Here is a 26,918-nt window from a genome sequence, read left to right as displayed (position 1 = left end):
CAAATATATTTTTAAATCTCATCCAATGACCCGCAGACAGATTACGAATGCTTTGAATGCTGCTTTTCCTATTTTTGCTCAATAGTGAATCTGATGGTTAATTATGAAAAACAATATAATTGTATTGCTTTTAGTGTGTATAATGTGTATTTTATGCATGAAGAAAGGAAAATGAAATTCAAAGAATTAGAAAAGATATTATTAAAAGATGGATGGTTTTTAATAGATATCAAAGGATCCCACTATCAATACAAACACAAAAACAAAAAAGGCAAAATTACAATTCCAATGCATAGAGATGATCTTGCCTTGAAAACAGCAAATTCCATTTTAAAACAAGCAGGGCTAAAATAAAGTGAGACAGTTATGAAAAACAAAAAACAAAATGAACTTAGATTTATATATCCAGCATGTGTATACCCAAATGATGAAGGTGGATATACTGCGATTTTTCCTGATTTAAAAGGATGTGTTACTGAAGGAGATACACTTTCTGAGCTTCTATTTATGTTAAATGATGCAGGATGTGGATGGATACTAGGTGAACTGGAAGATGGAAATCCTCTTCCAGAACCATCTGATTACAAATCCATTAAAGCTGATGAATATGAAAATGGTGTCGTAACACTAGTTCCATTAGATGTAGGTACATATGCTGAAAAATACAGTCAAAAAGCAGTCAGAAAGAATTGTACGATTCCTTCCTGGCTCGATACATTTGCTTCCAAAAATCAATTATCTCTTTCTGAAATATTACAAAATGCTTTAATTGGTATCTATAAGCAGACAAATCATTTAGACTGATTCCACACAAAAAACCAATCTTCTCAGATTGGTTTTCTTCTTGTAGTTTATTTTCCTCGATATTCATACATGACAATACCACCAGCTACCGCAACATTTAATGATTCAAATCCATGCATTTCAATACGCAATCTTTCATTTGCTGCTTCTTGCAGCTGCTTAGAAACGCCCTGTCCTTCATTACCAAATATAAAGCCCATACGTGATACTGGTTTGATTTCAGAAATTGTTTTTGACTGTTCTAAAGAAGTCGCAACGATCGTAAAGTGATCATGCTGAAGCTCTTTTACAACATCATTCAAATTACAGCGAATCACTGGAATATGAAATAATGCCCCTTGCGTAGAACGTATTGTCTTGTCATTGTAAAGATCCACAGTTTCTTCACTCACATAGACGCAGTCAAAGCTGAATGATACTGCTGTACGAATCAATGTACCCAGATTTCCAGGATCCTGCACGCCATCTAACAAGATAACTCTTTTCATGTCTTTTACCTGCTGATCAAGTTTATGACAAACCGCAATCAAGTGAACCTGTGATACATTTTCAGACAGTTTCTTCATAATACTGTCCGTTACCAATACTGTATGTTCAAAATCAAATGGAGAAGATGTATCTGTAATAATCGTTTCAACGATTCCTTCTTTCAAAGCTTCCTGAATCAGATGCTCTCCTTCAATCAAAAATAATCCTGTCAGATCTCTTTCTTTTTTCTTATGCAAAGCTGTCCATTTTTTTACTTTGCTGTTTTGTAATGATGTAATTGTTTCCATGTGACTATTGTACAACACCCTAAAAAAAGATACTAGCAAAGCTAGTACCTTAAATATCTTTCTTACCGTTCTTAACGAAATCTAACAGTGCAGCAGCACCTTCGTCAATACCGTGGTTTCCCTTATTAGGAAGACCAAGACATGTATATACTTCACCAACAGGAATATCCTGATCAAATAAAGCATCAAACATCTTATCAATCAATACCTGGCATTCTTCCTGTCTTTGCATTGGTCCAAATGGGTTCGCAAAGAATGTTGTAGAAAGACCAGATTCCTGTGTTGTTCCTAATGCAAATCTCTTACCTTCCACAAATACTGGTTCAGCTTCCTCTCTTGTCTTGAAGAAATGCATACCACGCTTATCTGTGTAGTTATTTGCATATAGGAAGATATCTACTGGATGTTCTGTTGTAACTACAGAATGAGGTGCAGCTGGGATAACAACACGTGCATTGCTCTTTTCAGGGTTGAAGAAGATAGAACGGTCCATATCCTTGTATGCTGTACCCTTATCCAGGTCATCCAGTCTTACGAACGCACCAATTTCAGTACCCTGGCCACGGATCTTGCCATTAGCATCAAGATGCAAAGTACCCATATCATCAAATACAGTTTCCTGATGATCGATCATATCAGATGCCAAAGTAGACAATGCTTCCAGTGTTTCTGACTTACCAGCACCAGAGTCACCCATAAACATTAAGCCCTTCTTTGTACCATCCTTCAAATAGATATTGACCATAGCACCATGGATTGGCAGCCATCCCTTCTTCATCATTGCTAAGTTATGCAATGTAAGAACAGATTTCTTTGTATAGCCGAAGTAGTCAATTTCAGGAGCAGCAGAGTTCTTGCCAATCCAGATATCATTGACTTCATCATGATAGAATGTTGTATCTTTCTTTCCATCAGGATTACCAAATAACATAATTGCATCAGGTTTTCTATTCTTTGTATCTTCCTTGCTTGCAAGTTCAAACAGGTTAGCCATAGATACACAGGAAGAAATGTAATTTCTATGGAAATAACAATAAATCAGCATTGTTCCAACCATTGCTGGATAACAGATCCATTCTTCATCACCAGGAATAAATTCATCCATTGGATTTACAGTAGCATCTGTAAACTTGTTTGTTCTCTTGTTGAACTTTGGATGCAGGATCAATGGTGTTCTTAAACTAATCTTTGCAACATATGGAATATGAGATAACTTTTCATATCCTGCAGGTAATTCTGGTTCATAGTAGCTCAATAACATTGCCGCATTTGTGCCAGCCTGTAACTGACGGTAAACTCTATTTTCACCCTGGATTCTTTCCTGTAAGCTTCTATAAAGTTCTCTGATACGTTCATTAACCTTTGCATCTGCTGCTAAGAATGACTGATCAGAAAAGCCAGATTCATTTGTTGTATAAAGAACGGAATATCTCTGTAAACTTCTCCAGTAGGAATATCCCTGTTCAATAATGTCTTCAAAAATTGTTGGGAAATTTATGTATTCATCATGAATTTCAGATGGAGCTTCAACAAGTAAAGCTGTTAAAACGAATTTGATTTCTTTTTTGATACGTTCATGATTCTTCAAACCATCTTTTTCAAGATATTTATAAAGATCATAATGATTTTTTTCCAGATAAACTAAAAATCCATCTAGAAATGCATCAAACACATCCGTATGAATAATACCATGTTTACTTGTAACGTACTGCTTTGAATAGTTTAGGATGACAGTGTCATCATGAAAATAAAATGATTCTTTCATAAGCCCTCCATTTTGCGTCCGTGATAATCTTATCAGTTATGAAAAACTAATCAAGTGAAAAAATGCATTTAAAAACGCTTTCATAGAAAAAGTTTAAACAAACAGGATTGAAAATCTTTCATTCCTGTTTGTTTTTGAATCAAATACAATTGTTTCTCATGCGTAATACTTCAAAAGCAAGCACTGCAGTTGCACTAGAAGCATTTAATGCCATATGGAAATCATTGGCATATGGAATATAAATATTCTGATTCATCTGTTCCAGTACACCTTTTGATAGACCTCGCATTTCTCCACCAATCGCAATGAGTGAAGGACCTGTATAATCTGCATCAAAACAGGAAATTGCATCTTTTCTCATTGCCGCAAAGCATTTCACACCATGTTTCTTCACATCTTTGATTAATGAAGGAATATCATCACTCACAACAATATTCAGATATTCACTCGCACCTGCAGAAGATTTCATAATCGTACTTTCAACATTTGACCAGTCACGATTTCTTATAATCAAACCAGAACATCCTGCACTGTACAATGTACGAATGACATAGCCAAGGTTAAACGGGTCTTCTACCCCTTCCAGTACACAAAGAAAAGGATTTTCATTCAAGCATGCAGAAATATCCTGATATTGACGATTTCCACATTCTGCAATCAAACCACCATGTGTTTTTCCACTTGCTAATGCATCAATTTCTTCACGTGTTCTATGAACAACGGGAATATTCTTTTCTTCACAGCGATGCAGGATCCAGGAAGTATCTTTATCATGTTTCTTTTCATCCACAATAACTCTTTCAACACTTCTCTTATTTCCAAGTACTGCTGCCTTTACACTCACATTTCCTTCAATGATCATCTTGATCTCCTGAGAATATCTTTTTCATGTACTTCAAATGGAATATCAATCTGTACACGTGTCATCGGCTGATTGGCTGTTTCAATCACTTCATTTTTTGCATTTAGAATGGAATTTACATGAAACTGACGAACAGTATTGTATGGAGATAAGATTTCTAATGTTTCCCCTGTATTGAATTTATTTCTTGTTTCAATCGTTACATGTGTTCCATCAATTCCAACAACAGTACCTAAGAAGTCATGATTCACATCTGCATTGCTTGTTTCATGATAAATCAAAGAATCAGCATTGGCATTGCCAGCATAGAATCCTGAACATACTTCTCTATTTTCACCATAGAGAATCTGTTTTTTATGATAGTCGAGTCTTTCCTGCGATAATGGACCTTGATTCTCATAGATTTCATCAATCAAATGACGGTATCCAGATACAATTGTCGCAACATAGTATTCCGTTTTCATTCTACCTTCAATCTTCAAGGAAGAAACGCCAGCATTCATCAGGTCATACATATAATCCGCTGTAAAAAGATCCTTAGAACCCATTGTAAATAATGCATCATTACTGATTTCATTTTTTCCATCATACAGATGATATGCCCATCTGCAAGACTGCGCGCATCCACCACGGTTAGCATCACGCAATGTCATACGATTACTCAATGTACATCTGCCAGAATAATTTACACACATACCGCCATGAATAAATGCTTCTGTTTCCACAGGACACTTTTCCGTAATATCATAGATGTCTTCCATATTGCATTCTCTCGCAAGAACTGCGCGATCAATCCCAAATACATCATGCATAAAGATTGCCGTTTCAACGTTTGTAATAGACATCTGTGTAGAGCAGTGAACTTCAAGCTTAGGCGCAACCTTTCTAGCAAGCTTCATAATGGAAGGAGAAGCGACAATAATCGCTGTAACACCAAACTCTTCCAGTTTCTTCAAATATTCTTCTAATCCTTCAAAATCTTCATTGTGAGGAATAATATTACATGTAACATGGATTCTAGCACCATGCTCTTTTGCGAATACACATGCTTCCTGAATATCTTCTAATGTAAAGTTTGATGCACGAGAACGCAGTGAAAAAAACTGTCCACCCAAATATACAGCATCAGCTCCATATAAAATTGCGGTTTTCGCACGCTTCAAATCACCAGCAGGAGCTAATAATTCTGGCTTATGAAATCGATTACTTAACTGTCTTCTGTCCATAATATCCATCCGATAATTCTTTGTCCTGATACTTGTCTCTATATGCCTGTATTTCACGAGATGCATCTTTCTCGTCTAGTAACATGCGATAGATCCTGATTGCATCAATCACTGCTTCTTCACTCATAAATGGTGTATCAATTTCAAAATATGTCACCTGTGCATCCATAAATGCATGCATTTCATCAAAAGATTCTTGAATGTAATCCGTATAGATCATCATCGCTACTGCATTTTCATATGCTGGCATATATGCTTCTCTTTGCTTTTCCTTAAGAGAAAGCGTTTTAGAATGCACATCAAAATCTTTCTGATTCACTTGTTTATATGCACTTAAAAGCTTTCTTTTAGATACAGACATCAATGTTGAACCATGAATGATCACGGTTGTATCTGGCGTATATTTTGCGATATCCATCACTTCGTCTTTTGTCAGCAAACAAGGAATAACAACAGATCGAAGCCCCTGTTCCTTCCAGAACAAAGCATCTTCATTACATGTCATCAATGTTTCTGGACGATATGTCAAATAAGATTCAAGATGTTTTTCTTTTGCATACTTTAATAAGCCAGGATCCGCAAACATCAAGCCATCAACACCTAAATGAAGAATTTCTTCCATTTCCTTCTGTGCGGCATAAATATCTTTTTCACTATACAAGCGATTCATTAACACTGTAACAGTCATATGATGCATATGGCATTCTTCAACGATCTCCTTGATTTCTTCGCCTGTAAATTCATGCAGCGCAGAAAATGTATTGCCTGCACTTGCTAATACAACTTCATTGACCCCAAGATCAATGTAATCTTTTAAAAGATTTCTGTTCTCTAATGTAACTGTTAATATTTTCATCTTGAATATTCTATCATGAAATGTTACTCTTTTTGTGATAGATGGCGTTAAGTGCTATAAGAGTGGGGCTCTTATGGACGAAAAGCATATGCTTGCGGTCATGTATCGTTACCCATTGCGAGAAAGAAACATCTTCACATTTTCTCAAAATGGAGTGAGAAAGGAAGGTGTTTTTATGTTTTCAAAAGAGTATTGGCTCTCTTCAGCAAAAAAATTAAAAAGCGTGAAGTACCTGGCAATCATTGCATGTATGATTGCACTAAAGATTGCAGTTGGTTCTATTCGTATTCCAGTCAGTGAAAATCTAAGAATTACAGTGACATACATTGTTGTTGCATTAGAAAGTACAATTGTCGGCCCTGCTGCCGGGATGGTATCTGCATTTGTGACGGATAATCTCAGCTTTATCCTGTATCCAGATGGTGCATATTTTCCAGGCTATACATTAACTGCAATGCTAGGTTCTCTGATTTATTCTTTATGTCTATACCAGAAAAAGATCACAATTACTAGAATTGCAATCGCAAAAACAATCAACAATTATCTTGTTAATGTAGCAATTGGTTCCTTATGGTCAAGCATGCTTTATGGAAATGCATATATTGTTTACGCAACAAAGAGTTTAATAAAAAATACAATTCTACTGCCAATTGAAATTGTATTGCTTGTTGTAGTATTAAACCTTTTACTCCCAGTTCTACAAAAAAAGAAGCTCATCAATTCCCAAGAGCTTCCTATCAAACTATATTAATACCTGATATGACTTTATACGGATCATAACAGGTAATGTGCTCCGCCCCACATAAAGTCTTCTGCAGCTCTTAAAAAGAGCTGTTTTTTTACAAAAAAGGATCTTTCTGTAAGATCCTAAAGTTTAATTGCCTGAATTGCTACACATCCAGGTCCACCCTGTGTGATAAATGATGGAGACAATGGATAGATATGAATTGTTGCATCCGGGAATTCTTCAGCAATTTTTTCCTTCATCTTTAATGCTAACAATTCATTGGCCGCATGAGAAATATAGAATGTATAAGAATTATCAATTCCTTCTCTCTTCATTTCTTCTGTGATATCATGACCAACTTTACGTGTTGTTCTACAAACCGCAAATTTATCTAAGCCTCTGCCTTCTTCACCCTTTTTCATGACTGCCATCAGTTTTAATAAACCGCCTAATACACCAGCCATACCATTGAGTCTGCCTCCACGTACAAGGAATTCAAAATCAATTGGAATCAAGAATGAGATTTCATGACGCTTCATATTCTCAATCTGTTGTGTAATTTCAGCTGCACTCTTACCCATTGCACTCATTTCCAATGCAAGATCAACAAGTGCACGATGTGGTCCGCACAGTGTCATACTGTCAATCACAGTTACTCTTTCAGGATCATCACATGCATTTTTCGCAAGCAACGCTGTCTGGTATGTTCCTGATAAACCAGATGCCATTGTAATATCAATGACTTCACTCTTCTTTAAAAGTTCATTATAAATATCAATTTTTTCACCAAGAGATGGCTGAGAAGTTCTAGGAACCTTCTTTTCTTCAATCATTTTTAATAACTGGTGGTCTGTGATGTCTTCAAAGTCTTTATAAGACTGATCATCAACTGTAATATTTAAAGGCACAATGGATAATCCGATTTCTTGTCCTTCGGAAATGGAATATAATGTAGATGTATCTGAAACAATGCTTATCATAATCGCTCCTCTTATCATCATAAGAGTAATCTATCTAATATGATATGTCAATACATCTAGTATTAATTTCTAGATTGTAAAATAATTATTTTTATGTTACATTATTTTCATGAATAGATTTCAATTTCCAAGATGGAATGAACTGCCATCGTTAGACTTATATATGGATCAGGTTATCACGTACTTGCAAAGCAATTTAGAAAGTACATATTTTTCTGATGAAAAATTCATTACAAAAGCAATGATCAACAATTATGTTAAAACATCCATTGTTGCTCCACCAATCAAGAAACATTACACAAAACAACATATTGCCTATTTCATGGTTGTAACAATATTAAAACGCTGTTATTCCATGTCTCAGATTTCTCAATTGATTGAAATCCATGCACATATGAAATATTCATCTGTAGAACAGGCATATGATTTATTTATTTCTTTATTTGAAGATTCACTCAATGATCTATTCTCTCTGAATGAAACAGAGCATGCATTCATTTCCACCAATCAAGAGCAGAAACTCATGGAACATGTCATTCAATGTATCGTATATAAAATACATACAGAATATGTCTTATCACAAAAATAAAGATTCGTATTACGGCTAGTATACGAATCTTTGTTTTTATTTAGTCTTTAAAGATTTTTGTTTTATCTAATACATTCGTTAAGATCACACCAAGAATCACCGCAATGACTTCACCAAGTGCAACCCATGCGCCATTGATCACTGTTCCAAGAAGGAAGTTTTCCGGCATAAACAAGCAGCCAAGTTCTGCTCCTACAAAGAAGAAGTTCCAGATCACTGGCATTAAGATTGCGAATAGTGGATATTTTCCAACTTTCTTATCTCTTAGCTTCCAAGTACAGTATGCCGCAAAGAATGTTGCTGCAGTACCAACAACGGCATCGATATAGCCTGTAGGATTTACTCCACTCATTGCTCCAATCAAGTTGCTCAAGAAGCATCCAAGAGTTACACCATAAATACTTGGCTGATAGATGAGTGGAAGCATTGTTAATGCTTCAGATACTCGAATCTGTAAGTTACCGTAAGAAATAGGTGCTAACACAAGTGTCAAGACAGTATATACTGCCGCAATCATCGAAACTTTTGCAAATGTTTTTGTGTTCATTGATTTCATCTCCTTATTTTAGTTAACGAGAGGTAGCCGCTACTCTCGGTCAAAAAGACATGTACTATTGTACAAAGGAATGAAAGAAATGCAAGAAAAAAAGTGTATCTGCACTTTCAGTCAATCACTTCTTTTGCAATCATGGCAACCTGTTCAAACAAACCAGCAACCTCATTACTCTTTTCTTCACCCAACTCATCACAGATCGCATCGATGATTCTTAAGATATGTTTATGCTGTTTACGATAGATTTCCATCATTTCATCATTCAATACAAGAAAGATCTGTCTACGATCTTCTTCATTTCTAACACGATGAATCAGATTCTTCTTTTCCATATTCATAATCGTACGATTCATCTGTGATTTCTGCATGCCAAGCCATTCACATAACTGTGAAGCAATCACATGTTCACTTGCATGCTGATATAAATATCTACAAACCATTGCTTCATTAAATGGCAAAGAAGATGTCATTTTATCGTTATTAATAGCGGTTGTCATATTCAACCAGGATGTTAATACTTTTTCATTGATTTCATTTTTCATATTCGTTCTCTATGACAAGATTCTAATCGATTTTGTTCATATATTCAACTATTTTATTCTCATAAAAAAAGACTGGTTTTCCCAATCTTTTCACTTCAGATTCTTAGGTGTTATGTAATGATCAAACAGATAGTGACCAACACCACCACTTTCGCAATCATATTCTGTGATGTCATCTGCACACTTCTTTGTACCATCTGAACCATCCACAAGACAAACGCCCCATCCAGCATCCATCAACATTGTATTGTCATTTTCATTATCACCAAATGCAATAACATCTTTCAAATCAATATTTTCCCAGGAAACATATTTCTTCAATCCTGAACCTTTATCAATGCCTTTATGCATAACTTCTACAGTACCAGGGAATGTACTGATGATCTGATAATTATCAGAAAATTTCTTCAAGAAATATTCTCTCAGTTCAGCTTCATTTTCCGCTTCACCACGGAACAGGAACTTGAATGTTGGTCTTTCACAGACACGTTCAATATCTCCTGTACAATCAACAAAGTCAAAACCATGTCTTCTAGAAGATTCCAGTAACTCTCCAGAAATATTCATCGCATTATGATTCTCATTTCCTTCACAGTTCACCGCAACTTTGTATTTATCAATCAACGGTTCCATATAGTAAAGAATATTCTTCATTTCCTCTGTTGTCAGGTAGTCTGTCTGCCAGTAATTATCATTTCTATGATCCAGAATCATACCACCATTCATTCCCACAACAAAATCAAATTCAAAAGATAAGCCCCATTTCTTACCCATTTTTCTTAAAGTCTGATTGATTTCTCTTCCTGTTCCTAAACCGATTCTAACATCATTGCGGTGCAGGATTTCAAATGCTTCCTTTGTGATTTCTGGTAATTCTCCGCCCTTTGCGGTCAACGTCATATCAATGTCCGCAATGACAACTTTTATTTCTTCTAACATAAATTCTACCTCTTAAAAAACTTACTTATATTCTACTAAATATATTCCGAAATAAAATTTCATTTTACAAGAAATTTTATTGCTTCTTCTAATCCACCTGCATCAATATCACTTGTAATATAGTCAGCTCGCTGTTTTAAAGAATCTACAGCATTTCCCATTGCTACGTTTTTTCCACACGCTTCAAACATAGAAATATCATTTTCACCATCTCCAACACTGCAGCTGTCTTCCTTTGAAATACCATAATAATTGAGTACATCTGTAATGCCATGTTTCTTCCCACATTCCTTATGAAAACAATCTACCGCATATGCATTCCAGCGAACTTCTTTCACATTTTCAAAAGAAATCTGATCATAGATTTCCTGTTCGACCCATGGAATAAACATATAGATATTATTTTCAAGAATTCTTTCAAGTGGTGCAATTGGATCTTGCTTAGAATGAATCTTTTCCAGACTTTTTTCAACAAGAGAAGAATGCATATTCATATACATATACTTTGCTTCTAAAAATTGTACAGGAAATAGTTCTTCCTTTAAGAAATCATACAATGCATGAATATCCTGCTTTTCAATTGGATAAGAACTAATCACACAAGATTCTGTATAGTTATATGCTCCATTCATTGTGATCCAGCCATCTACTTTTAAATGCTCTAAAGGCAGTTTTTCTAATTCTAAAGTATGTCTACCTGTACAGCCAAATACTTTGATTCCTTGTTTTCTAACTGTATTGATTGCTTTTAATGCAGAAGAAGGAATTGTATTTGTTGTGTGAGATAAAACAGTACCATCAATATCTAAAAATAATATTTTCATGCTTTCATTATACGAAAAAAAGCACTTCAATTTGAAGTGCTCAATCATTAGATATTCAATAAATCAGAATATACAGCTAATGCACCATCTGTTTCATGTGCAAGTACTTTCTTAGCAAGTACCTTGCCAAGCTGTACGCCTTCCTGATCAAAGCTGTTCACATTCCATGCAAAGCCCTGGAACATTACCTTGTTTTCAAAGTGAGCAAGTAATGCACCTAAGCTAGCAGGTGTTAATTTATCACCAATGATGATAGATGATGGTCTTCCTCCGTCAAACTTCTTGTTTGGATTTTCATCATCTTTACCACAGGCAAATGCTACAATCTGTGCAGCAACATTTGCACATAGCTTCTGTTGAGAAGTAGAACCTTCAATCACTACATCTGTACCAATCTGAGAATTTCTATATCCAATAAACTGTAGAGGGATAATTGTCTTACCCTGGTGGAGTAACTGATAGAAAGAGTGCTGACCATTTGTACCAGGTTCACCAAAGATCACTGGTCCTGTAGGATAATTTACAGGTTCAGCAAAACGGTTCACAGACTTGCCATTAGATTCCATATCCAATTGCTGTAAGTGTGCAGGGAAACGAGATAATGCCTGAGAATATGGAAGTACAGCAGTATTTTCATATCCAAGAACATTTCTTTCATATACACCAATCAATGCATCAAGCATTGCTGCATTCTTCATAACATCCTTTTCACATGCAAGTTTATCTTCTGCAGCTGCACCATCCAGAAAATCAGCAAATACCTTTGGACCAAATGCAAGAGACAATACTGCACATCCAACAGCAGAAGAGGAAGAATAACGACCACCAATGTAGTTATCCATATAGAAAGCATCTAAATAGCCTTCATTCTTAGCAAGTGGAGAAGTTTCAGATGTAACTGCAACCATATGGTTTGCTGGATCAAGACCAACATTCTTTAATGCATCCTTAACAAAAGCTTCATTTGTTAATGTTTCAAGTGTTGTACCAGACTTAGAAACAAGAACGAATAAGGAATGCGCAACATCAATGCTGTTGAGAACAGCTGCAGCATCATCTGGATCTACGTTAGAGATGAACTTAGCTTCCATCTTTAATGTGTTGTTCTTTCTAGCCCAGTTTTCAAGTGCAATGTAAATCGCACGAGGACCTAGATCAGATCCACCGATACCAATCTGTACAACTGTTGTGAACTTTTCACCAGCTGCGTTTGTAATTGTTCCGTTATGAACCTTTTCAGCAAATTCAGCAATTCTTTTCTGCTGCTTTACATAGAATTCTCTCTTGTTAACGCCATCAGCAATGACATCTTCACCTAACTGACCTCTACATAGCTGATGTAATACAAGTCTCTTTTCACCTGTATTTACCATCTCACCATTGTAGAGAGCTTCAAACTTTTCACTCAGCTGTGCTTCTTCAGCAAGTTTCTTGATTGCTTCTAAAACTTTAGCATCAACTGCTTTTGCGGCATAATTATAAGTAAGTCCTTCAGCCATTGCACAAGAATAAGTCTTTACTCTTTCTGCACCTTCATTTCCACTCATGACTGTTTTCAAATCTACTTTTTCGCAAGCTTCTAATTCTTTAAAAGAATTTAGCTCATCAAGATTTTTCCATTCTACCATCTTGAAAAATTCCTCCTAAATACGTATACAATTTTATTGCAACCCCTAAAAAAAAGAAAGATGATTTCTCACCTTTCTTTATTTTCGAATAAAGAATGCACTTCTAGAACTGACAACATTTTCATGAATGCTGTTGCCATTATAGGAATAAATTACTTCTCCATTCAGATCAACATCAACTTTCTGATCCTGATCACCTGGATTCAATATAACTAGAATCTTCTCATCTTCACTTTCTCTTTCATAAATCAATGGATATCCATTTTGTACAAGCTTGAAAGATGCACAATTTCCTAAAGCAGAATGTTCTTTTCGAATTTCAATGAGATCCTGTACTTCATGAAGCAAAGAATTTTCATCAGCTTCTTCACTTGCAACGTTAATTGTTTTCATGCCTTCTTCATCCTGCATGATATACAAATCTTCTTTTCTAGCACTAGAGAAGCCAGCATTTGTACTTGTATCCCACTGCATTGGACTTCTAGAGCCTGTACGGTAATATCCACCTTCAATGGAATGTGGTATATCTACATAACGCATGCCAATTTCATCTCCATAATAGATAAATGGAGCTCCTGGCATAGATAATAAGAATGCAAAGGCAATCTTGCTTTCTTCTTTGTCTAATGTTCTAGCCATACGATCCATATCATGGTTTCCACTAGGGATACAGATCAAACCACCATTCTTTACAGCCTTTTCATAATTCTGCTGGTAAATATTCCAGAATGCATCTAGATTTCCTTGTGCCAGATGCGAAAAGAATGGATGTTCTGTTCTAAATAAATCTGGATAATGTGATGGACCAAAATGCAAAAGGAAGTCCATGTCAAATCCTGCTTCTAATGCTTTATCAGGTTCACCCCATTCAGAAACCATAACTGCTTCTGGAAATTCCTTCTTCAAGAATCCAGACACATCTTTCCATAATGCAATGGTTCCAGCTTTATCTGGATCATTTTTTACAAGGCTGCCAGCCATATCCACTCTAAATCCATCGCATCCAAGTCCACACCAGAAACGCATGATGTTTTTGATTTCATCACGTGTTGCAAGTGGCCCTGCATCATTCATATCCTGCTGCCAGTCTTGTCCTTCATCTTTCTTGTAAAATCCATAATTCAATGCAGGCTGTGCTGTAAAGAAATTCAATGCAGCTGCACCATCACGATCATATCCTCCACGATACCATCCTGTAATGCTTCCAACACCAACAGGTGCATTCCATACAGTATCAGACCAGATATAACGATCTGTATATGCATTCTTTTCCGCCTTGCATGATTGTTTGAACCAGTCACTTTCAATCGATGTATGTCCTGGAACAAGATCTAGAATCACATGCATATTTCTTTGATGTGCTTCTATGAATAACTGCTTCAAATCTTCATTTGTACCATATCTAGGTGCAACTTTGTAATAATCTCTAACATCATACCCTGCATCTACAAATGGAGAATCAAAACAAGGATTCATCCAGATTGCATTACATCCAAGTTCTTCAATGTAATCTAATTTAGAAATAATCCCCTGGATATCTCCAATCCCATCTCCATTAGAATCGCAAAAAGACTGTGGGTAAATTTCATAAAATACCGCATGATTTAACCATTGATTTGTCATATGATATGTATCTCAAAAAAGCCGAGAATCCTCCTTAAATTACTTAAAAGTTTATACCGTATACAAAAACATAGAAAGATGGTTTTTCATCTTTCTATGTTTTTTTTATCATATATATGAAAGAACTTTTCAATATGTGAGATCTTCACCATTGGATGCAATCACTTTCTTCATCCATGCAAAGGAGTCTTTCTTCACTCTCTTCAATGTTCCATTTCCTTCATCATCCATATCCACATATACAAAACCATATCTCTTCTTCATTTCACCTGTACTCAATGAAACAAGATCCAATGGTCCCCACATCGTATAGCCAAAACATGGAACATGATCAATATTGATGGCATCTTTCATTGCCTGAAAATGTTTGGATAAATATTCGATACGATAAGAATCATGCACTGTTCCATCTTCAAAAAGGTCAATTTCACCCAACCCATTTTCAATCACAAACAATGGCTTTTGATAACGGTCATACAATTCATTCAAACAATAACGCAATCCAAGCGGATCAATTGGCCATCCCCAAGGTGTAGATGGTAAATACGGATTTCCTTCCCCACCCATAATTCCCATTGGGTCCATTGTCGTAAAGTGATCTGCGGTAATCGTACTAGAACGATAGTATGAGAATGACACAAAGTCTAATGGATATTCTTTGATCAGTTCTAGATCTTCATCTTCCATATGCAAATGTACATTTTTCTCATCAAAGATCTTCTGTGCGTAGTTTGGATATTTTCCTCTTGCCATAACATCAATGAAGAAATAATTCATTCTACGATGCTCATAGCACGCAAATACATCTTCAGCTTTGCATGTTGCAGGATACATCTCACTCATTGCAATCATTGCCCCAAACATTGCATCTGGCATCATTTCATGACCAATCTTGATTGCTTTACTGCTTGCCACAAACATATGATGCTGACACTGATAGAATGTCTGTGGTGTTTCTTTATGAATGCCAAGCTTTGCATATCCATGAATTGCATTCAATTCATTAAATGTCAGCCAGTATTTACACTTGCCACGATATCTTTCAAATAATGTTGTCGCATATTTCACATACGCATCAATTAAAACACGACTGTTCCATCCATCATAGTTTCTCGCAAGATAATCTGGCATTTCATCGTGACAGATCGTAATTAATGGCTCAATATTATATTTTCTACATTCATCTATTACCGCATCATAGAATTGCAAACCTTCTTCATTTGGTTTTTCTTCCACTCCTGTTGGAAAGATTCTAGACCAGCAAATTGAAAAGCGGAAAATATTGAAGCCCATTTCCGCCATCAAAGCAATATCTTCCTGATAATGATGATAGAAATCCACTGCCTTATGTGATGGATAATATACATCATCATAGAGCTTTGCTTCTGCACCATCTGGAAAAGATTCCAGTGAGTTTACAGTTCCTCTCGAACCATCTTGTAATTGTAATGTAATCTGGCGTTTCTGTTTTACAGATCCACTCGTTACAAAATCCTGAGAGTTAATACCTCTTCCACCTTCGTTGAATCCACCTTCATACTGGAAGTCAGCTGTTGCACCGCCCCATAAAAAATCTTTTGGAAAACTTGAACTCATATTATCTCCTCTCCATGAGATCCTGGATCCAGTCCTCTAAGCAATATTTAATTGTGTGTCTAACGGATTCATATTCTTCTTTACTGATAATGTGATGTAGATACATTGAGTGATAGAATTTTTTAACACTGCTTGAAACAGAACGTATCATATGTGGAGAAGACCACCAGCATTTCTGAGGTACAAAATAATCAAAGCATTCATTTAAATAATCCACACCTTCTTCTACACTCAACGGTTCACGAAATGTTAAAAAATCATCAATATAAAACTTTACATAACGTACATGATTATTAATGGTTTTTTCTGATAGATCTGAAATATCCTGCTTGAATAAAGCAATGAGTTTTTCATTTCTCCCCCAGATCTCTTCACATTTCTTCATGTATTCATCGTATTCCATATAAACTCCCTTCAAAAGTATGCGCTTACCTATAGTTTACCGTATTTCAATCTAAAAAAAAGAGAAGACAATGTTTTTCTTCTCTAAATATTACGATTATTGACTGATCATATGCTTCATTGCCAGTACAGGATTATATAGCAGCATTCTAGGCCCGGAAAACTTCATCACATCACGAATCTTTTCTTTCATTTCAGGTGCATAGCAATGTGTCTTGCATTTGGAACAGAACGTTTTTGTTTCCATATGTGGACAATGCTCAATACGTTTACATGCATATGCATACAGTTTCTCACACTCCTCACACAGCTCACCCTTTTTTGTAGAATGCTTTTTATGACAGTACAGCGCAATCATAAACTGTACTGTTTGTTTTTCTTTTTCTCTTTTTTCTGTAATATCCATTATCAACTCATTCTTCCATTCTCATTAGAATACACACGATCTGCAATACACATTGTTGACTTTCTATGACTGACAAGCAATACTGCTTTCTCATCACACGATTCCTTCAATGCTTTTAATACAACTGCTTCATTCAAACTATCCAGATTACTTGTAGGCTCATCCAGCAGGATCAATGGTGCATCATGCAGAAATGCTCTTGCAATACCAATTCTTTGGCGTTCTCCACCAGACAGCATTTCTCCAAGTTCTCCAATATTCATATCATACCATCCTCAATTTATAAATGTCAGTTAACGCAAACTAATAATTTATAGATTAGTTCAAGCTAACTTTTTATCCCTTAAAAAGAAACAGTCAATGCAACTGTTTCTTATCACTTATTTGCTTAGATAATCCGCAACATACTTGCCGGACGTTAAAGCCCATCCATTGTTTGCACCAGATGGAGAATCATCTCCCATCACGCCACCAATGATTTCACCTGCAGCATACAAACCATCAATCACTTTTCCATTTGTATCTACAACCTGCAGGTTTCCATCTACATCTAAACCACCCATCGTTGTAGCGTAACGTGCTTTCTGTTCAACAATATAGATATTTCCTTCAGCAAATGTACTCGTCAAATATTCTTTTGCACGATGGAAATCTTTGTCTTCTCCATCCTCTACATATGTATTGAACTTTTCAATTGTCTTTGTTAATACCTTCCCATCAATTCCTGCTGCTTCTGCGGCTTTTTTTATTGTGGCTCCCATTATAAAGACAGGTTCACTCTTGCCGTTATCTGCAACATATGCATCAATCATATCTTCACTCAATCCTGCAGCTGCCAGTTTTGTCTTCCATTCATTGAATGTTGCTTCATCCATCACAAGATACAATGTTTCTCCAGACTGTTTCTTTAAAGCATTCAGAATATCATGATTGCTTGCCTTTTCATTCACAACTCTTTCACCCTTTTGATTCACTAAGATTGCAGCTTTTGAAAAAGCAGTAATATTTCCCGCAATTGTACTTTTCGCATGCTTTTTGCTTGTTTCCACACCATTCGGATATTCTTTAATATATTCCATATGTGTAGTACCCGCATTTGCATCTTCAACCGCCATGACAAGACCTTCTCCATTGGAAGAATCTAATCCATAGAACAAGCCATTTCTAGCACTTGCCGGTAAAAGATCATTATTATTTCCATATCCACCCGTTGCAAGAATCACAGCATCAGCTTTCAATGTATATTTCTTGCCCTTCTGACTTTCTGCTTCTACACCAGTAACTTTTCCATTTTCAACAATCAGATGTTTCGCTGCTGTATTCAATAACACATTTGCATCCGTAGCATGAACTTTATCATTCAGTGTCTCTGCTGCACCTATGCCGCCTTCATCATATGCAAGTTCACGATCTATTGCATATTCCGCAAGCTGATGTAAACCACCTTCCATATTGTAGCGAACACCAACATCCTCACTCAGCCAGTCTGTCGCTGCTCCAACATTTTTCGCATAGATACCTAACAGTTCAGTATCATTCAACTGATCCCCATTTTTCAAGAAATCTTCTTCCATGCTTTTCACTGAATCATTTGTGACGCCTGCTTCTTTTTGTACTTTTGAACCCTGCACAACCTGGTTGCCGCCAGATACACGGATCGTACCTCCCAAAGAAGATGTTTTTTCAACCAGTATGACAGATTTACCAGCTTCTTCTAAACGAATCGTTGCTGCCATACCAGCTGCACCGCCACCAACAACAATCACATCACTGCTCAAGTCTTCTTCCTGTCCTTTTTCATCATTTGGAATTTTAGCATTATAGGCATCTGGATTTCCGCCAGCCTGTTCAATGCAGTCTTTCACAGCCTCACGAATCGCAACCGTTGTATACGTTGCACCACTCACAACATCTGTAGAAAGTGTCTGATATGCAACAATTTGCGAAGGAATCAACTGGATTGCAGGATCACAGAGTCCTCTTGTTTCACTATTGTCTTTCACTTCAACATTTTCAATTTTATCTTCACTGACGGTTACACTGACATGTACCGCTCCATTATGTCCCTCTGCACTTGCTTCATATGTTCCAGGTGTCATTTTCGTAGCAGTTGTATTTTTAGAAACACTGTTGACAGGCTGCTTCGCACATCCACTCAACAATGATGCAATCAGAAAATAAGAAAATGGTTTTTTCAAATTCATACCTTTTTCCTCCATTTGCTGAAAATTATAGCACTACATATTAAAAATCCTGCATTTTTAAGTGCAGGACTTTTCATTTTACTTCGTTAATGCAGCTGCTGCTTCACCAGCAATCTTACCGGAAACGAATGTCCAGGACTGTGCCTGTCCACCCCATGGAGAATATGCTTCTCCTTCCTTGTTACAAACACCTTCAGAATCCTGACCAACCGCAAATAGATTTTTGATTGAAGTACCATCTTCCTTCAATACGTTCATATTTTCATCTACATCCAATGAACCTACTGTACCATAAGAATATCCAGCACATTCAAATAAATAGTATGTTGTATCCGCATCACCAAGAGCCTTTGTCAATGCTTCTTCATCCATGTTCAAAGCTTTTGCCAATTCTTCCGGTGTACCTTTCCATGCATTGTTTGTATCAATTGCAACATCAATAATCTGATCTAGATCTTCAATAGCTGTACCAGCTGCTGGAACTTTTCCACCCTGACCTAAACCAAAGATAGAAACTGCTGCAGTTGTTTCTGATAAACCATTCTTCTTCATAGAATCAATTTCTTCCTGAGAATATGCATTGTAGTAATGGAAACCAGGTGCATATGCAATACCAACTGTTAATTCACTGTTTGTTGTACCAGATTCATCTTTTGTTCCTAGGATCTTGCCAGTTTCATCAATTTCCTTTGCATCTGTTGTTGTAGCAATTGCAGAAAGAATTGCCTTCTGATCAGCTGTCAAGGAATCATCACGAATGATATTTGGAATCTGAGATACGTGAATCATTGGCAATGTACCTAATGCATATGTTGCACCGCCAACAGACTGACCCATCTTGATACCTGTACCATCATTGACTGTATCACCAATAGACTTCACTGTGCTGCCATATACTTCCTTCAACATTTCATCATTGCCAAGGAAACCGCCTGTTGCTAAAATGACAGACTTTCCAGAAATTTCATAAGTTGTACCATCATAGCTGACAGCCTTTACACCAGTAACATTGCCATCTTTATCTGTAAGAAGTTCTTCTGCAGTAAGCTCAAGCATATAATCATTTTTATCATTCATTGCTTTTGCTTTATCTAAAGCAGCCTGGAACTGGTATGTATGGTCAGGCCCAAATGCGTACCACTTAGAGTTTTCTTCATCTGCTGTATAAACAGTCCATTCTTTATCCCATGAAGGAACAACGAAAGAACCAAGTAAGCCACCCATACCATCAAATGAGAAATCAAAGTTATCCATGTAGTAATCTAATGCAGAACCAGATTCATAAACAGCCTTCTTGATAACATCAGCCTTTTCATCTGTTCCAATATAATCAATCCATGTGTTGTAAACATCGTCTTCATTGATATAGTCTTTGCCATCATTATACTTTTCAGCAAGATTCTTACTATTTAATGCCATTGGACCGTATACAGAAGCAGAGTTACCACCAATTTCACCAGCTGCTTCTAAACCAAATACCTTTGCACCTGCTTTTGCGGCAGAACAGTATGACAATAGACCTGATCCACCAAGTCCAACAACAATAACATCATAGCCATCGATTTTCTTTACTTCACTGCCCTTTTCAGGAGCACTCATCCATTCACTGCTCTTTCCACCAGCATCTTCAATTGCTGAAGAAACAATGTTCTTAATTGCTCCAGAAGAAGTCGTTGCACCTGTGATAGAATCAACGCCTACGCTTTGTGCTTCAATGATTCTAGGGATCAATTTGCTTTCAGCAACTTTGAACCACTGTGCTGTTAAAGAATCAGATTCTTCTGTTATTTTAATGTCTGTGATCTTGTTATCCTTAATTGTAACTTCACCCTTCATTAAACCCATAACACCAAAGCTGGCTGCTGATTCTTCATATGTACCATCTTTTAAAGCTGTCTTTTCTTTGTTTTCAGAACCACTTGCCTGTGCAATTGCATCTTCTAAAGCAGCTTTAACAGCGTTAGATGTTTCTGTTGCACCAGTTACACCATCAATATCACTAGACTGCTTTTCCATAATCTGCTTCTGCAGTTCTTCGCTGGCAGCACCACCAATGGATTCAGTTTCTCCAGACACATCAAGTTCTACTTTTGTAATTTCAGAAGTAGAGAATGTCGCGGTAACCTTAACATCAGAACTATGCCCTTTGCCACTTCCTGTGTAAGTTCCTGCAGTATACTTTCCTGTTTCTTTACTAGAACATCCAGCTAAACTAAGAAGCATCGCTGTAGAAAGTACTGTACTCAATACTTTTTTCATTCCTTTTTTTCCTCCCGTATTGTATGATAACAATCATAAAGGTTGGAACAGTTCTAAGGTCAATAGATTTTGTTCATTATTTCACAAAAGATTATGAATATTCAGGAAGCAAGTAGACAGACAGGTATTTCAAAAGACATGATTCGTTTTTATGAAAAGAAAGGTCTCATTCATCCAAAACGCAGTGAGAATAATTATAGGGATTATTCAATTCATAATTTACACCTATTAATTCTCATTAAACAATACAATTCTCTAGGAATTCCTCTATCGACAATTCAATCTATGTTCTTAAATCAGAACTATCAAGATGCAACAGATCAATTCTCAAAACAAATTGATCAACTCAGACAAGATGCAGAATGGGCATATGCAAAATACAAAAACGCAAAAGATCTTTTACTCATTCTGCGATCATATAAAAGCAATAAAAACTATGACACAGGTATACGCAAAACAATGTACTATCTCAACAACCAGAGTATTACAGAGCAGACAATTACTTATGTCAGTTCTGGAATTGCACGTGCTGTCTATCGTATTCGCTTAGAATCATTAAAACAATCAACGTATCCTGTCGATACAGGTCTGCTTTTTGCATACAATCATCCAAATGACAATTATAAATATCAAGAAATTGCAGAGCACATTTTTTATCGAACGATTGTAGAAGTTCCATCTAACCAGACCATTTCCATGAAACAGCTCAAACAGGTTATTCATACAATGCATAAAAGAGGATATCGGGAATGTGGAGATATATTCATTTATCAGGCATTAACAACTGGAAATGACTATGGAATAGATGTTATTTGTGTAGAAATTATCGTACAAAAAACAATTTAACTAAAATCTTTGTAATAATTTTTCTAAAAACAGTTGCATTTATAATTGTGGCATGATATATTATTTGAGCGCTGAATAAGCATAAGCGAAAGGATGCGCTTGGCAGATATTATTGAGGAAATACTCAAGAGGCCGAAGAGGTGCCCCTGCTAAGGGCATAGGTCGGGCAACCGGCGCGAGGGTTCAAATCCCTCTTTCCTCGCCATATCATGGTTCTGTGGAGTAGTGGTTTATCTCGTCTCCCTGTCACGGAGAAGATCGCGAGTTCGAATCTCGTCAGAACCGCCATTTATGCGAGTGTAGTTCAATGGTAGAACGCCACCTTGCCAAGGTGGACACGGCAGTTCGATTCTGCTCACTCGCTCTTGTTTATTCAAAACAGTATGGAAGGCTCTAACTTCCCTAGTGTGGTTCTGTGGAGTAGTGGTTTATCTCGTCTCCCTGTCACGGAGAAGATCGCGAGTTCGAATCTCGTCAGAACCGCCATTCATGCGAGTGTAGTTCAATGGTAGAACGCCACCTTGCCAAGGTGGACACGGCAGTTCGATTCTGCTCACTCGCTCTTTTTTTTACTCAAAAAAGCTATGACGCATTTGTCATAGCTTTTGTTTCATATGTGTGCATTGTAATAGTCTAAGATATCTTGATAATACTTCTCTCGAATTTCTTTTGTCGCATTAAAGATTTCATGTTTAGAATCTTTATATTCCAGCAGTGTTACATTTGGATTCTTTTGATCAAATGCATTTTGTCCACCGGCTTTTACCATATGATCTTTTTCTGCCTGCAATAGCAGTACAGGTGTTTTTACTTTTTTGATATTTTTCATGATCTTCGCCGTTGCTTCTTTTCCAGCTCTGATCCATCCCCATGTGCCACCCCATGTCTGATACATCGGTTCATTCATTCTTAAATTGAATTGATATTCATAACGATCTTTATCAAGCATAGAGGAATGTTCAAAATCAGGAATTGCATTAAATGGTTTCTGTGAAGGTCCAAATTCCTGTGATACATCCACAACCTTAGAATACGCAGACAATACGTCAACAGCTAAATCCGGTACTTTTCCATAGTTCATCATCAACATAGGAGAAGATAAGACAGCGCAAGTAAAATCATCAGGATACTCTTCTAAATACAACGTAGAGACTGCACCACCCATAGAATGTGCAAATAAAAACAATTTCTTTCCTTGCGATTTCTTCTTAACAACCTGTTCTACAAGTGCATGCACGTCCATGACATATTCTTCAAAGTCATTTACATGTACTCTAGAATCATTGTAAATATCTGTATGTTGAGATTTCCCATGTCCTCTTAAATCAATATAGAAAACATTAAATCCAGCCTGAAAGAAACGATATGCATTCTCATGATGTTTACCAAAGAATTCTGTAAATCCATGAATCATCAAAATGGATGCTTTTGCATCATCCCTCAAAGCTTTATAGTAATGGATCCTTGTTTGATCCTCACTCAAAATATCCCCTTCTTGTATATTATTTTCTAAAAATGGTTTTAATTGTTTTTCGACGAAGTCTTTATATTCCTGTTTCATACTGCTCAATTACCTTTTTGATACGATCTGGATAATTTGTGATTAAAGTATTCACACCATATTTCAGACACATCAATGCAATCTCTTCTGTATTAACAGTCCATACATTGACATCTAAATGATACACATTGCATTCTTCCATGAAGTCAGGAAGACGAAGATTATATGCTGCTGGATGCAATGCATTTACATGATGTTCATAGCCATATAACGGCATATCTAATGGTCCATCACTATAAAGAAATGCTGTTTTCGCATTTGGATCAAGTTCTTGAATCTTCATGATGGAATAATGATTAAATGAAGAATAAATCACACGATCTTCAAATCCTTCTGCATGTGTTAAAGCAATGATTTTTTCTTCAATGCCTTCATAATCAAAAATGCCTGTTTTCAATTCAATATTAATTATTAGATTTGTAGGCTTCAACAGTTCAAATACTTCCTTCATTGTAGGAATACTGACTTTTCCAAGTTCTTTGAACTGATAGGAAAAATCCATTTCTTTCAATTCAGCTAATGTATAATCTTTCAGCCATCCTTTTGCATTTGATGTACGATCTACCATTTCATCATGGCAGACAACGATTTCTCCATCCTTGCTTAATTGAATATCCAGTTCAATACCATCTGCACCTAATTCAACAGCCTTTCGGAAAGATGGCAGCGTATTCTCCGGCATATAGCCACTTGCCCCGCGATGGGCCCAGACTTTAGTTTTCATATTATGATTTTCCTCCAACTAATATCATACATTCAATTGTAATACAATTGACACATTTAACAAAATTTTCACATTCTTCTATATCATTTTTCAAATGATTAAGAGATAATATAATTATATTGTTAAGAGGGTAAACTATATGTTTAAAAATTTCAATAAGTTAGAGAAGAGCTGGATTTACTATGATATTGGTAACTCCGCTTTTACAATGATGGTTTCAACGATCATTCCTATCTGGTTCAACACTTTAGCTGCAAATGCTGGTATGAGTAATTCCGAATACCTTGCATTCTGGTCATATGCAACTAGTATTGCGACAATTCTTGTTGCAATCATCGGTCCAGTCTTTGGATCCATTGCGGATAACAAAGACTTCAAGAAGCCAATGTTTATGTTTGTATTATTTGTTGGTGTAATTGGATGTGCTTTGCTTGGAGCTGTTCCAAACTGGATTCTATATCTGATTACGTATGTCATTGCGAAAGTCTGTTATCAAACTTCTCTAGTTTTCTATGATTCAATGTTAACTGATGTAACAACTCCTGAAAGAATGGATCTTGTATCTTCACAAGGTTATGCATGGGGTTATATCGGAAGCTGTATTCCATTTGTCATCGCACTTGGCTTATACGCAGCAGGAAATCCAGATTTTCTGGGTATCATGAATGAAAAATTGTCTATATTCTTAGCATTCATTGTTATCGCTGTATGGTGGTTCTGTGTAACAATTCCACTGTTAAAAAACTACAAACAAAAATATTATGTAGAAACAACTTCAAATAAAGTCAAAGAAAGTATTTCAAGATTAGGAAAAACACTTGTTACAATGTATAGAGACGAAAAGAAAGTATTCTTCTTCCTCCTTGCATTCTTCTTCTATATCGATGGTGTATATACAATCATTGATGAAGCTGTAGCAATTGGTACTGCATTAGGACTTAACCAGATGGGATTATTAGTCATTTTATTACTGACTCAGGTCGTAGCATTCGCATTCGCTACTCTATTTGGAAAATTAAGTGAAAAGTACAGTTCTGTACAACTCATTACAGTTTGTATCTTAGGTTACTTCGCTGTAGCAATCTACGCATTGTTCATGAAGGAATTATGGCAGTTTGGTATCATGGCATTTGTTGTTGGTATGTTCCAGGGCGCAATTCAGGCATTATCTCGTTCCTACTTTGCACAGATCATTCCAGCAAATGCAAGTGGTGAATACTTTGGTATCTATGATATTTGTGGTAAAGGTGCTGCATTTATGGGAACAACACTTGTTGGTATTACAGTTTCTATTACAAACTCTGTTAACGTTGCGGTTGCAACACTTACAGTCTTATTCATATTAGGTCTATTTTTCTTTAGAATCGCCACAAAAGAAGATAAGTAATTCAAACAAAAACTAAGCTCTTATGGAAATACATAAGAGCTTTTTTAAACGAAACGCCAACGAAATATTAGCGAAATGTAAGCGAAATTTCGGCTGATTCATTTCGCTTGAATGCATATACTAAAGATAGAAATATACCAGGAGATAATGTATGAACTATTTATCATGTATTGATGCTGCAAAAAAATTAGGAGTATCTACTCGTAGAATTCAACAAATGTGTAAGCAAGGAGAAATTTCCAATGCAATCAAAGATGGACGTACCTGGCTCATCCCTGATGATATCACTTTAAAACAATTAAAACCTTTACCAATCGGTGTTTCAGATTTCAAATCAGCAACAACAAATTATTATTACGTTGATAAAACTCTAATGATTCGAGATTTTCTGGATGCTAAACCTATGGTTTCTTTATTTACGCGTCCTCGTCGCTTTGGAAAAACATTAAATATGGATATGTTGCGTGTTTTTTTCGAAAACGCTCTTTTTAAAGATTTAGTTGATATTTGCAAAAATGCCATAGTGATACTCTCCATAAGCTCTGTAAAGATCAATCGGCATTGGCAGTTTAACGATATCTCTGCATATGAATGGTATCTGTTCCATCATTGATTCCATATATGCTTCAGGTTTCCACTTTCTCATGTCCAGTGTGTATTTCAGTTTCTTCTTGAATACGATCCAGTCCAGATATCCCTGCAGATGTCTTGTACTGACTCCATGCTTCTGTCTGATCATATTCTTTGCCTCTGCATGCAGTTCATTTACTGATGATACTGTATTTCCAGTCGGTGACACATATGCACCAGATGGAATGACATCACTTTCAAATCCGTTT

Annotated in this window: 27 protein-coding genes, 5 tRNA genes, 1 pseudogene and 1 riboswitch; of the genes and pseudogenes, 12 read left to right on the top strand and 21 right to left on the bottom strand. The window is 36.2% G+C overall.

Annotation, left to right across the window (positions count from 1 at the left end):
- Window positions 1-93 precede the first annotated feature (93 nt).
- Both ACTND6_RS06005 and ACTND6_RS06000 read left to right on the top strand, forming a co-directional pair.
- Entirely contained in the window at window positions 94-354 is a 261-nt protein-coding gene (locus tag ACTND6_RS06005) for a type II toxin-antitoxin system HicA family toxin (protein ID WP_441022781.1), read from the top strand.
- 12 nt (window positions 355-366) lie between these two features.
- Complete coding sequence (locus ACTND6_RS06000) at window positions 367-804, top strand: type II toxin-antitoxin system HicB family antitoxin (protein WP_441022783.1); 438 nt, start codon at window positions 367-369, stop codon at window positions 802-804.
- A 47-nt stretch (window positions 805-851) separates the two neighbouring features.
- Here the strand turns inward: ACTND6_RS06000 and ACTND6_RS05995 are convergent, their stop codons facing one another.
- From ACTND6_RS05995 to ACTND6_RS05975, 5 genes are all read right to left on the bottom strand, one after another.
- Complete coding sequence (locus tag ACTND6_RS05995; protein ID WP_178176552.1) at window positions 852-1,580, bottom strand: RNA methyltransferase; 729 nt, start codon at window positions 1,578-1,580, stop codon at window positions 852-854.
- Window positions 1,581-1,629: 49 nt separating this feature from the next.
- Window positions 1,630-3,345, bottom strand: coding sequence for a hypothetical protein (locus ACTND6_RS05990; protein WP_441022785.1), 1,716 nt, complete (start codon window positions 3,343-3,345; stop codon window positions 1,630-1,632).
- Between the two features lie 139 nt (window positions 3,346-3,484).
- Complete coding sequence (locus tag ACTND6_RS05985; protein ID WP_441022787.1) at window positions 3,485-4,207, bottom strand: TrmH family RNA methyltransferase; 723 nt, start codon at window positions 4,205-4,207, stop codon at window positions 3,485-3,487.
- Window positions 4,204-5,442, bottom strand: a complete 1,239-nt coding sequence (locus ACTND6_RS05980; RefSeq protein ID WP_441045072.1) for a peptidase U32 family protein — start codon at window positions 5,440-5,442, stop codon at window positions 4,204-4,206. Before ACTND6_RS05980 ends, ACTND6_RS05985 begins: the two co-directional genes overlap by 4 nt.
- Window positions 5,411-6,289, bottom strand: coding sequence for a U32 family peptidase (locus tag ACTND6_RS05975; RefSeq protein ID WP_320100492.1), 879 nt, complete (start codon window positions 6,287-6,289; stop codon window positions 5,411-5,413). The genes ACTND6_RS05980 and ACTND6_RS05975 overlap by 32 nt, the downstream gene beginning before the upstream one ends.
- A gap of 36 nt (window positions 6,290-6,325) precedes the next feature.
- Window positions 6,326-6,396: riboswitch (THF riboswitch) on the top strand.
- Here ACTND6_RS05975 and ACTND6_RS05970 point away from each other — a divergent pair.
- The gene (locus tag ACTND6_RS05970; protein ID WP_441022791.1) at window positions 6,363-7,040 is read left to right on the top strand and encodes a folate family ECF transporter S component; all 678 of its coding nucleotides are present in this window, start codon (window positions 6,363-6,365) and stop codon (window positions 7,038-7,040) included. It overlaps the preceding riboswitch by 34 nt.
- Window positions 7,041-7,156: 116 nt before the next feature.
- On the opposite strand, the gene ACTND6_RS05965 is transcribed toward ACTND6_RS05970, so the two are convergent.
- Window positions 7,157-7,996, bottom strand: a complete 840-nt coding sequence (locus ACTND6_RS05965) for a DegV family protein (protein ID WP_441022793.1) — start codon at window positions 7,994-7,996, stop codon at window positions 7,157-7,159.
- A gap of 109 nt (window positions 7,997-8,105) precedes the next feature.
- On the opposite strand from ACTND6_RS05965, the gene ACTND6_RS05960 reads away from it, so the two are divergent.
- Window positions 8,106-8,585, top strand: coding sequence for a DUF1836 domain-containing protein (locus ACTND6_RS05960; RefSeq protein WP_441022795.1), 480 nt, complete (start codon window positions 8,106-8,108; stop codon window positions 8,583-8,585).
- A 40-nt stretch (window positions 8,586-8,625) separates the two neighbouring features.
- Here the strand turns inward: ACTND6_RS05960 and ACTND6_RS05955 are convergent, their stop codons facing one another.
- The 12 genes and pseudogenes from ACTND6_RS05955 to ACTND6_RS05900 form a co-directional block, all read right to left on the bottom strand.
- Entirely contained in the window at window positions 8,626-9,132 is a 507-nt protein-coding gene (locus tag ACTND6_RS05955) for a QueT transporter family protein (protein ID WP_441022797.1), read from the bottom strand.
- 116 nt (window positions 9,133-9,248) lie between these two features.
- Window positions 9,249-9,680, bottom strand: coding sequence for a MarR family winged helix-turn-helix transcriptional regulator (locus tag ACTND6_RS05950; protein WP_178176560.1), 432 nt, complete (start codon window positions 9,678-9,680; stop codon window positions 9,249-9,251).
- A gap of 90 nt (window positions 9,681-9,770) precedes the next feature.
- Window positions 9,771-10,619: an HAD-IIB family hydrolase gene (locus ACTND6_RS05945; RefSeq protein WP_441022799.1), complete on the bottom strand. Its 849-nt coding sequence runs from the start codon at window positions 10,617-10,619 to the stop codon at window positions 9,771-9,773.
- Window positions 10,620-10,678: 59 nt separating this feature from the next.
- Window positions 10,679-11,443, bottom strand: coding sequence for a Cof-type HAD-IIB family hydrolase (locus tag ACTND6_RS05940; RefSeq protein ID WP_441022801.1), 765 nt, complete (start codon window positions 11,441-11,443; stop codon window positions 10,679-10,681).
- A gap of 47 nt (window positions 11,444-11,490) precedes the next feature.
- A complete protein-coding gene (locus ACTND6_RS05935) occupies window positions 11,491-13,071 on the bottom strand; it encodes a glucose-6-phosphate isomerase (protein WP_441022803.1) in 1,581 nt (526 codons plus the stop codon).
- A 78-nt stretch (window positions 13,072-13,149) separates the two neighbouring features.
- Entirely contained in the window at window positions 13,150-14,694 is a 1,545-nt protein-coding gene (locus tag ACTND6_RS05930) for an alpha-amylase family glycosyl hydrolase (RefSeq protein WP_441022805.1), read from the bottom strand.
- Between the two features lie 129 nt (window positions 14,695-14,823).
- A complete protein-coding gene (locus ACTND6_RS05925; protein WP_441022807.1) occupies window positions 14,824-16,290 on the bottom strand; it encodes a glycoside hydrolase family 1 protein in 1,467 nt (488 codons plus the stop codon).
- Between the two features lies 1 nt (window position 16,291).
- Window positions 16,292-16,693, bottom strand: coding sequence for a hypothetical protein (locus tag ACTND6_RS05920; RefSeq protein WP_178176341.1), 402 nt, complete (start codon window positions 16,691-16,693; stop codon window positions 16,292-16,294).
- A gap of 96 nt (window positions 16,694-16,789) precedes the next feature.
- Window positions 16,790-17,098 carry a nitrous oxide-stimulated promoter family protein gene (locus ACTND6_RS05915; RefSeq protein ID WP_441022809.1) on the bottom strand — a complete coding sequence of 103 codons (309 nt, stop codon included), beginning with the start codon at window positions 17,096-17,098 and terminating at the stop codon, window positions 16,790-16,792.
- 2 nt (window positions 17,099-17,100) lie between these two features.
- Window positions 17,101-17,367 (bottom strand): annotated as a pseudogene (locus ACTND6_RS05910) (ATP-binding cassette domain-containing protein); the annotation flags it as partial.
- 111 nt (window positions 17,368-17,478) lie between these two features.
- Window positions 17,479-19,302, bottom strand: a complete 1,824-nt coding sequence (locus tag ACTND6_RS05905; protein WP_441022811.1) for an FAD-dependent oxidoreductase — start codon at window positions 19,300-19,302, stop codon at window positions 17,479-17,481.
- Between the two features lie 78 nt (window positions 19,303-19,380).
- Entirely contained in the window at window positions 19,381-21,561 is a 2,181-nt protein-coding gene (locus ACTND6_RS05900) for an FMN-binding protein (protein WP_441022813.1), read from the bottom strand.
- A 93-nt stretch (window positions 21,562-21,654) separates the two neighbouring features.
- On the opposite strand from ACTND6_RS05900, the gene ACTND6_RS05895 reads away from it, so the two are divergent.
- From ACTND6_RS05895 to ACTND6_RS05870, 6 genes are all read left to right on the top strand, one after another.
- On the top strand, window positions 21,655-22,407 hold the full coding sequence (locus ACTND6_RS05895; protein WP_441022815.1) for a MerR family transcriptional regulator: 753 nt from the start codon (window positions 21,655-21,657) through the stop codon (window positions 22,405-22,407).
- A gap of 114 nt (window positions 22,408-22,521) precedes the next feature.
- A tRNA-Ser gene (locus tag ACTND6_RS05890) sits at window positions 22,522-22,612 on the top strand.
- A 6-nt stretch (window positions 22,613-22,618) separates the two neighbouring features.
- Window positions 22,619-22,695, top strand: a tRNA-Asp gene (locus ACTND6_RS05885).
- A 5-nt stretch (window positions 22,696-22,700) separates the two neighbouring features.
- Window positions 22,701-22,771 (top strand) — tRNA-Gly (locus tag ACTND6_RS05880).
- Between the two features lie 45 nt (window positions 22,772-22,816).
- A tRNA-Asp gene (locus ACTND6_RS05875) sits at window positions 22,817-22,893 on the top strand.
- 5 nt (window positions 22,894-22,898) lie between these two features.
- Window positions 22,899-22,969, top strand: a tRNA-Gly gene (locus tag ACTND6_RS05870).
- Between the two features lie 48 nt (window positions 22,970-23,017).
- On the opposite strand, the gene ACTND6_RS05865 is transcribed toward ACTND6_RS05870, so the two are convergent.
- Together ACTND6_RS05865 and ACTND6_RS05860 are read right to left on the bottom strand one after the other, a co-directional pair.
- Window positions 23,018-23,968 (bottom strand): alpha/beta fold hydrolase, encoded by a 951-nt coding sequence (locus tag ACTND6_RS05865; RefSeq protein ID WP_441022817.1) that lies wholly within the window; start codon window positions 23,966-23,968, stop codon window positions 23,018-23,020.
- Complete coding sequence (locus tag ACTND6_RS05860; RefSeq protein ID WP_441022819.1) at window positions 23,952-24,692, bottom strand: glycerophosphodiester phosphodiesterase; 741 nt, start codon at window positions 24,690-24,692, stop codon at window positions 23,952-23,954. Before ACTND6_RS05860 ends, ACTND6_RS05865 begins: the two co-directional genes overlap by 17 nt.
- A 139-nt stretch (window positions 24,693-24,831) precedes the next feature.
- On the opposite strand from ACTND6_RS05860, the gene ACTND6_RS05855 reads away from it, so the two are divergent.
- The gene (locus ACTND6_RS05855; protein WP_441022821.1) at window positions 24,832-26,079 is read left to right on the top strand and encodes an MFS transporter; all 1,248 of its coding nucleotides are present in this window, start codon (window positions 24,832-24,834) and stop codon (window positions 26,077-26,079) included.
- A 151-nt stretch (window positions 26,080-26,230) separates the two neighbouring features.
- Window positions 26,231-26,692 carry an AAA family ATPase gene (locus ACTND6_RS05850; protein ID WP_441022823.1) on the top strand — a complete coding sequence of 154 codons (462 nt, stop codon included), beginning with the start codon at window positions 26,231-26,233 and terminating at the stop codon, window positions 26,690-26,692.
- Here the strand turns inward: ACTND6_RS05850 and ACTND6_RS05845 are convergent.
- Window positions 26,576-26,918, bottom strand: a 343-nt coding sequence (locus ACTND6_RS05845) for a hypothetical protein (RefSeq protein ID WP_441045070.1), incomplete at its 5' end; no start/stop codon positions are given. The two genes, ACTND6_RS05850 and ACTND6_RS05845, sit on opposite strands and share 117 nt — an antisense overlap.

The sequence above is a fragment of the Bulleidia sp. HCP3S3_C9 genome (genome assembly GCF_052064035.1).
Lineage (GTDB): Bacteria > Bacillota_I > Bacilli_A > Erysipelotrichales > Erysipelotrichaceae > Bulleidia.
This window is presented reverse-complemented; position numbering and strand designations above follow the sequence as displayed.

What these genes read in the sequence shown, in the direction of transcription:
- ACTND6_RS05860 (WP_441022819.1), bottom strand. Translation starts at nt 24,692, where the DNA reads ATGAAAACTAAAGTCTGGGCCCATCGCGGGGCAAGTGGCTATATGCCG.
- ACTND6_RS05920 (WP_178176341.1), bottom strand. Translation starts at nt 16,693, where the DNA reads ATGGAATACGATGAATACATGAAGAAATGTGAAGAGATCTGGGGGAGA.
- ACTND6_RS05950 (WP_178176560.1), bottom strand. Translation starts at nt 9,680, where the DNA reads ATGAAAAATGAAATCAATGAAAAAGTATTAACATCCTGGTTGAATATG.
- ACTND6_RS05900 (WP_441022813.1), bottom strand. Translation starts at nt 21,561, where the DNA reads ATGAAAAAAGTATTGAGTACAGTACTTTCTACAGCGATGCTTCTTAGT.
- ACTND6_RS05955 (WP_441022797.1), bottom strand. Translation starts at nt 9,132, where the DNA reads ATGAACACAAAAACATTTGCAAAAGTTTCGATGATTGCGGCAGTATAT.
- ACTND6_RS05985 (WP_441022787.1), bottom strand. Translation starts at nt 4,207, where the DNA reads ATGATCATTGAAGGAAATGTGAGTGTAAAGGCAGCAGTACTTGGAAAT.
- ACTND6_RS05990 (WP_441022785.1), bottom strand. Translation starts at nt 3,345, where the DNA reads ATGAAAGAATCATTTTATTTTCATGATGACACTGTCATCCTAAACTAT.
- ACTND6_RS05940 (WP_441022801.1), bottom strand. Translation starts at nt 11,443, where the DNA reads ATGAAAATATTATTTTTAGATATTGATGGTACTGTTTTATCTCACACA.
- ACTND6_RS05925 (WP_441022807.1), bottom strand. Translation starts at nt 16,290, where the DNA reads ATGAGTTCAAGTTTTCCAAAAGATTTTTTATGGGGCGGTGCAACAGCT.
- ACTND6_RS05935 (WP_441022803.1), bottom strand. Translation starts at nt 13,071, where the DNA reads ATGGTAGAATGGAAAAATCTTGATGAGCTAAATTCTTTTAAAGAATTA.
- ACTND6_RS05945 (WP_441022799.1), bottom strand. Translation starts at nt 10,619, where the DNA reads ATGTTAGAAGAAATAAAAGTTGTCATTGCGGACATTGATATGACGTTG.
- ACTND6_RS05980 (WP_441045072.1), bottom strand. Translation starts at nt 5,442, where the DNA reads ATGGATATTATGGACAGAAGACAGTTAAGTAATCGATTTCATAAGCCA.
- ACTND6_RS05970 (WP_441022791.1), top strand. Translation starts at nt 6,363, where the DNA reads ATGGACGAAAAGCATATGCTTGCGGTCATGTATCGTTACCCATTGCGA.
- ACTND6_RS05930 (WP_441022805.1), bottom strand. Translation starts at nt 14,694, where the DNA reads ATGACAAATCAATGGTTAAATCATGCGGTATTTTATGAAATTTACCCA.
- ACTND6_RS05915 (WP_441022809.1), bottom strand. Translation starts at nt 17,098, where the DNA reads ATGGATATTACAGAAAAAAGAGAAAAAGAAAAACAAACAGTACAGTTT.
- ACTND6_RS05960 (WP_441022795.1), top strand. Translation starts at nt 8,106, where the DNA reads ATGAATAGATTTCAATTTCCAAGATGGAATGAACTGCCATCGTTAGAC.
- ACTND6_RS05975 (WP_320100492.1), bottom strand. Translation starts at nt 6,289, where the DNA reads ATGAAAATATTAACAGTTACATTAGAGAACAGAAATCTTTTAAAAGAT.
- ACTND6_RS05895 (WP_441022815.1), top strand. Translation starts at nt 21,655, where the DNA reads ATGAATATTCAGGAAGCAAGTAGACAGACAGGTATTTCAAAAGACATG.
- ACTND6_RS05965 (WP_441022793.1), bottom strand. Translation starts at nt 7,996, where the DNA reads ATGATAAGCATTGTTTCAGATACATCTACATTATATTCCATTTCCGAA.
- ACTND6_RS05850 (WP_441022823.1), top strand. Translation starts at nt 26,231, where the DNA reads ATGAACTATTTATCATGTATTGATGCTGCAAAAAAATTAGGAGTATCT.
- ACTND6_RS06000 (WP_441022783.1), top strand. Translation starts at nt 367, where the DNA reads ATGAAAAACAAAAAACAAAATGAACTTAGATTTATATATCCAGCATGT.
- ACTND6_RS06005 (WP_441022781.1), top strand. Translation starts at nt 94, where the DNA reads ATGGTTAATTATGAAAAACAATATAATTGTATTGCTTTTAGTGTGTAT.
- ACTND6_RS05865 (WP_441022817.1), bottom strand. Translation starts at nt 23,968, where the DNA reads ATGAAACAGGAATATAAAGACTTCGTCGAAAAACAATTAAAACCATTT.
- ACTND6_RS05995 (WP_178176552.1), bottom strand. Translation starts at nt 1,580, where the DNA reads ATGGAAACAATTACATCATTACAAAACAGCAAAGTAAAAAAATGGACA.
- ACTND6_RS05905 (WP_441022811.1), bottom strand. Translation starts at nt 19,302, where the DNA reads ATGAATTTGAAAAAACCATTTTCTTATTTTCTGATTGCATCATTGTTG.
- ACTND6_RS05855 (WP_441022821.1), top strand. Translation starts at nt 24,832, where the DNA reads ATGTTTAAAAATTTCAATAAGTTAGAGAAGAGCTGGATTTACTATGAT.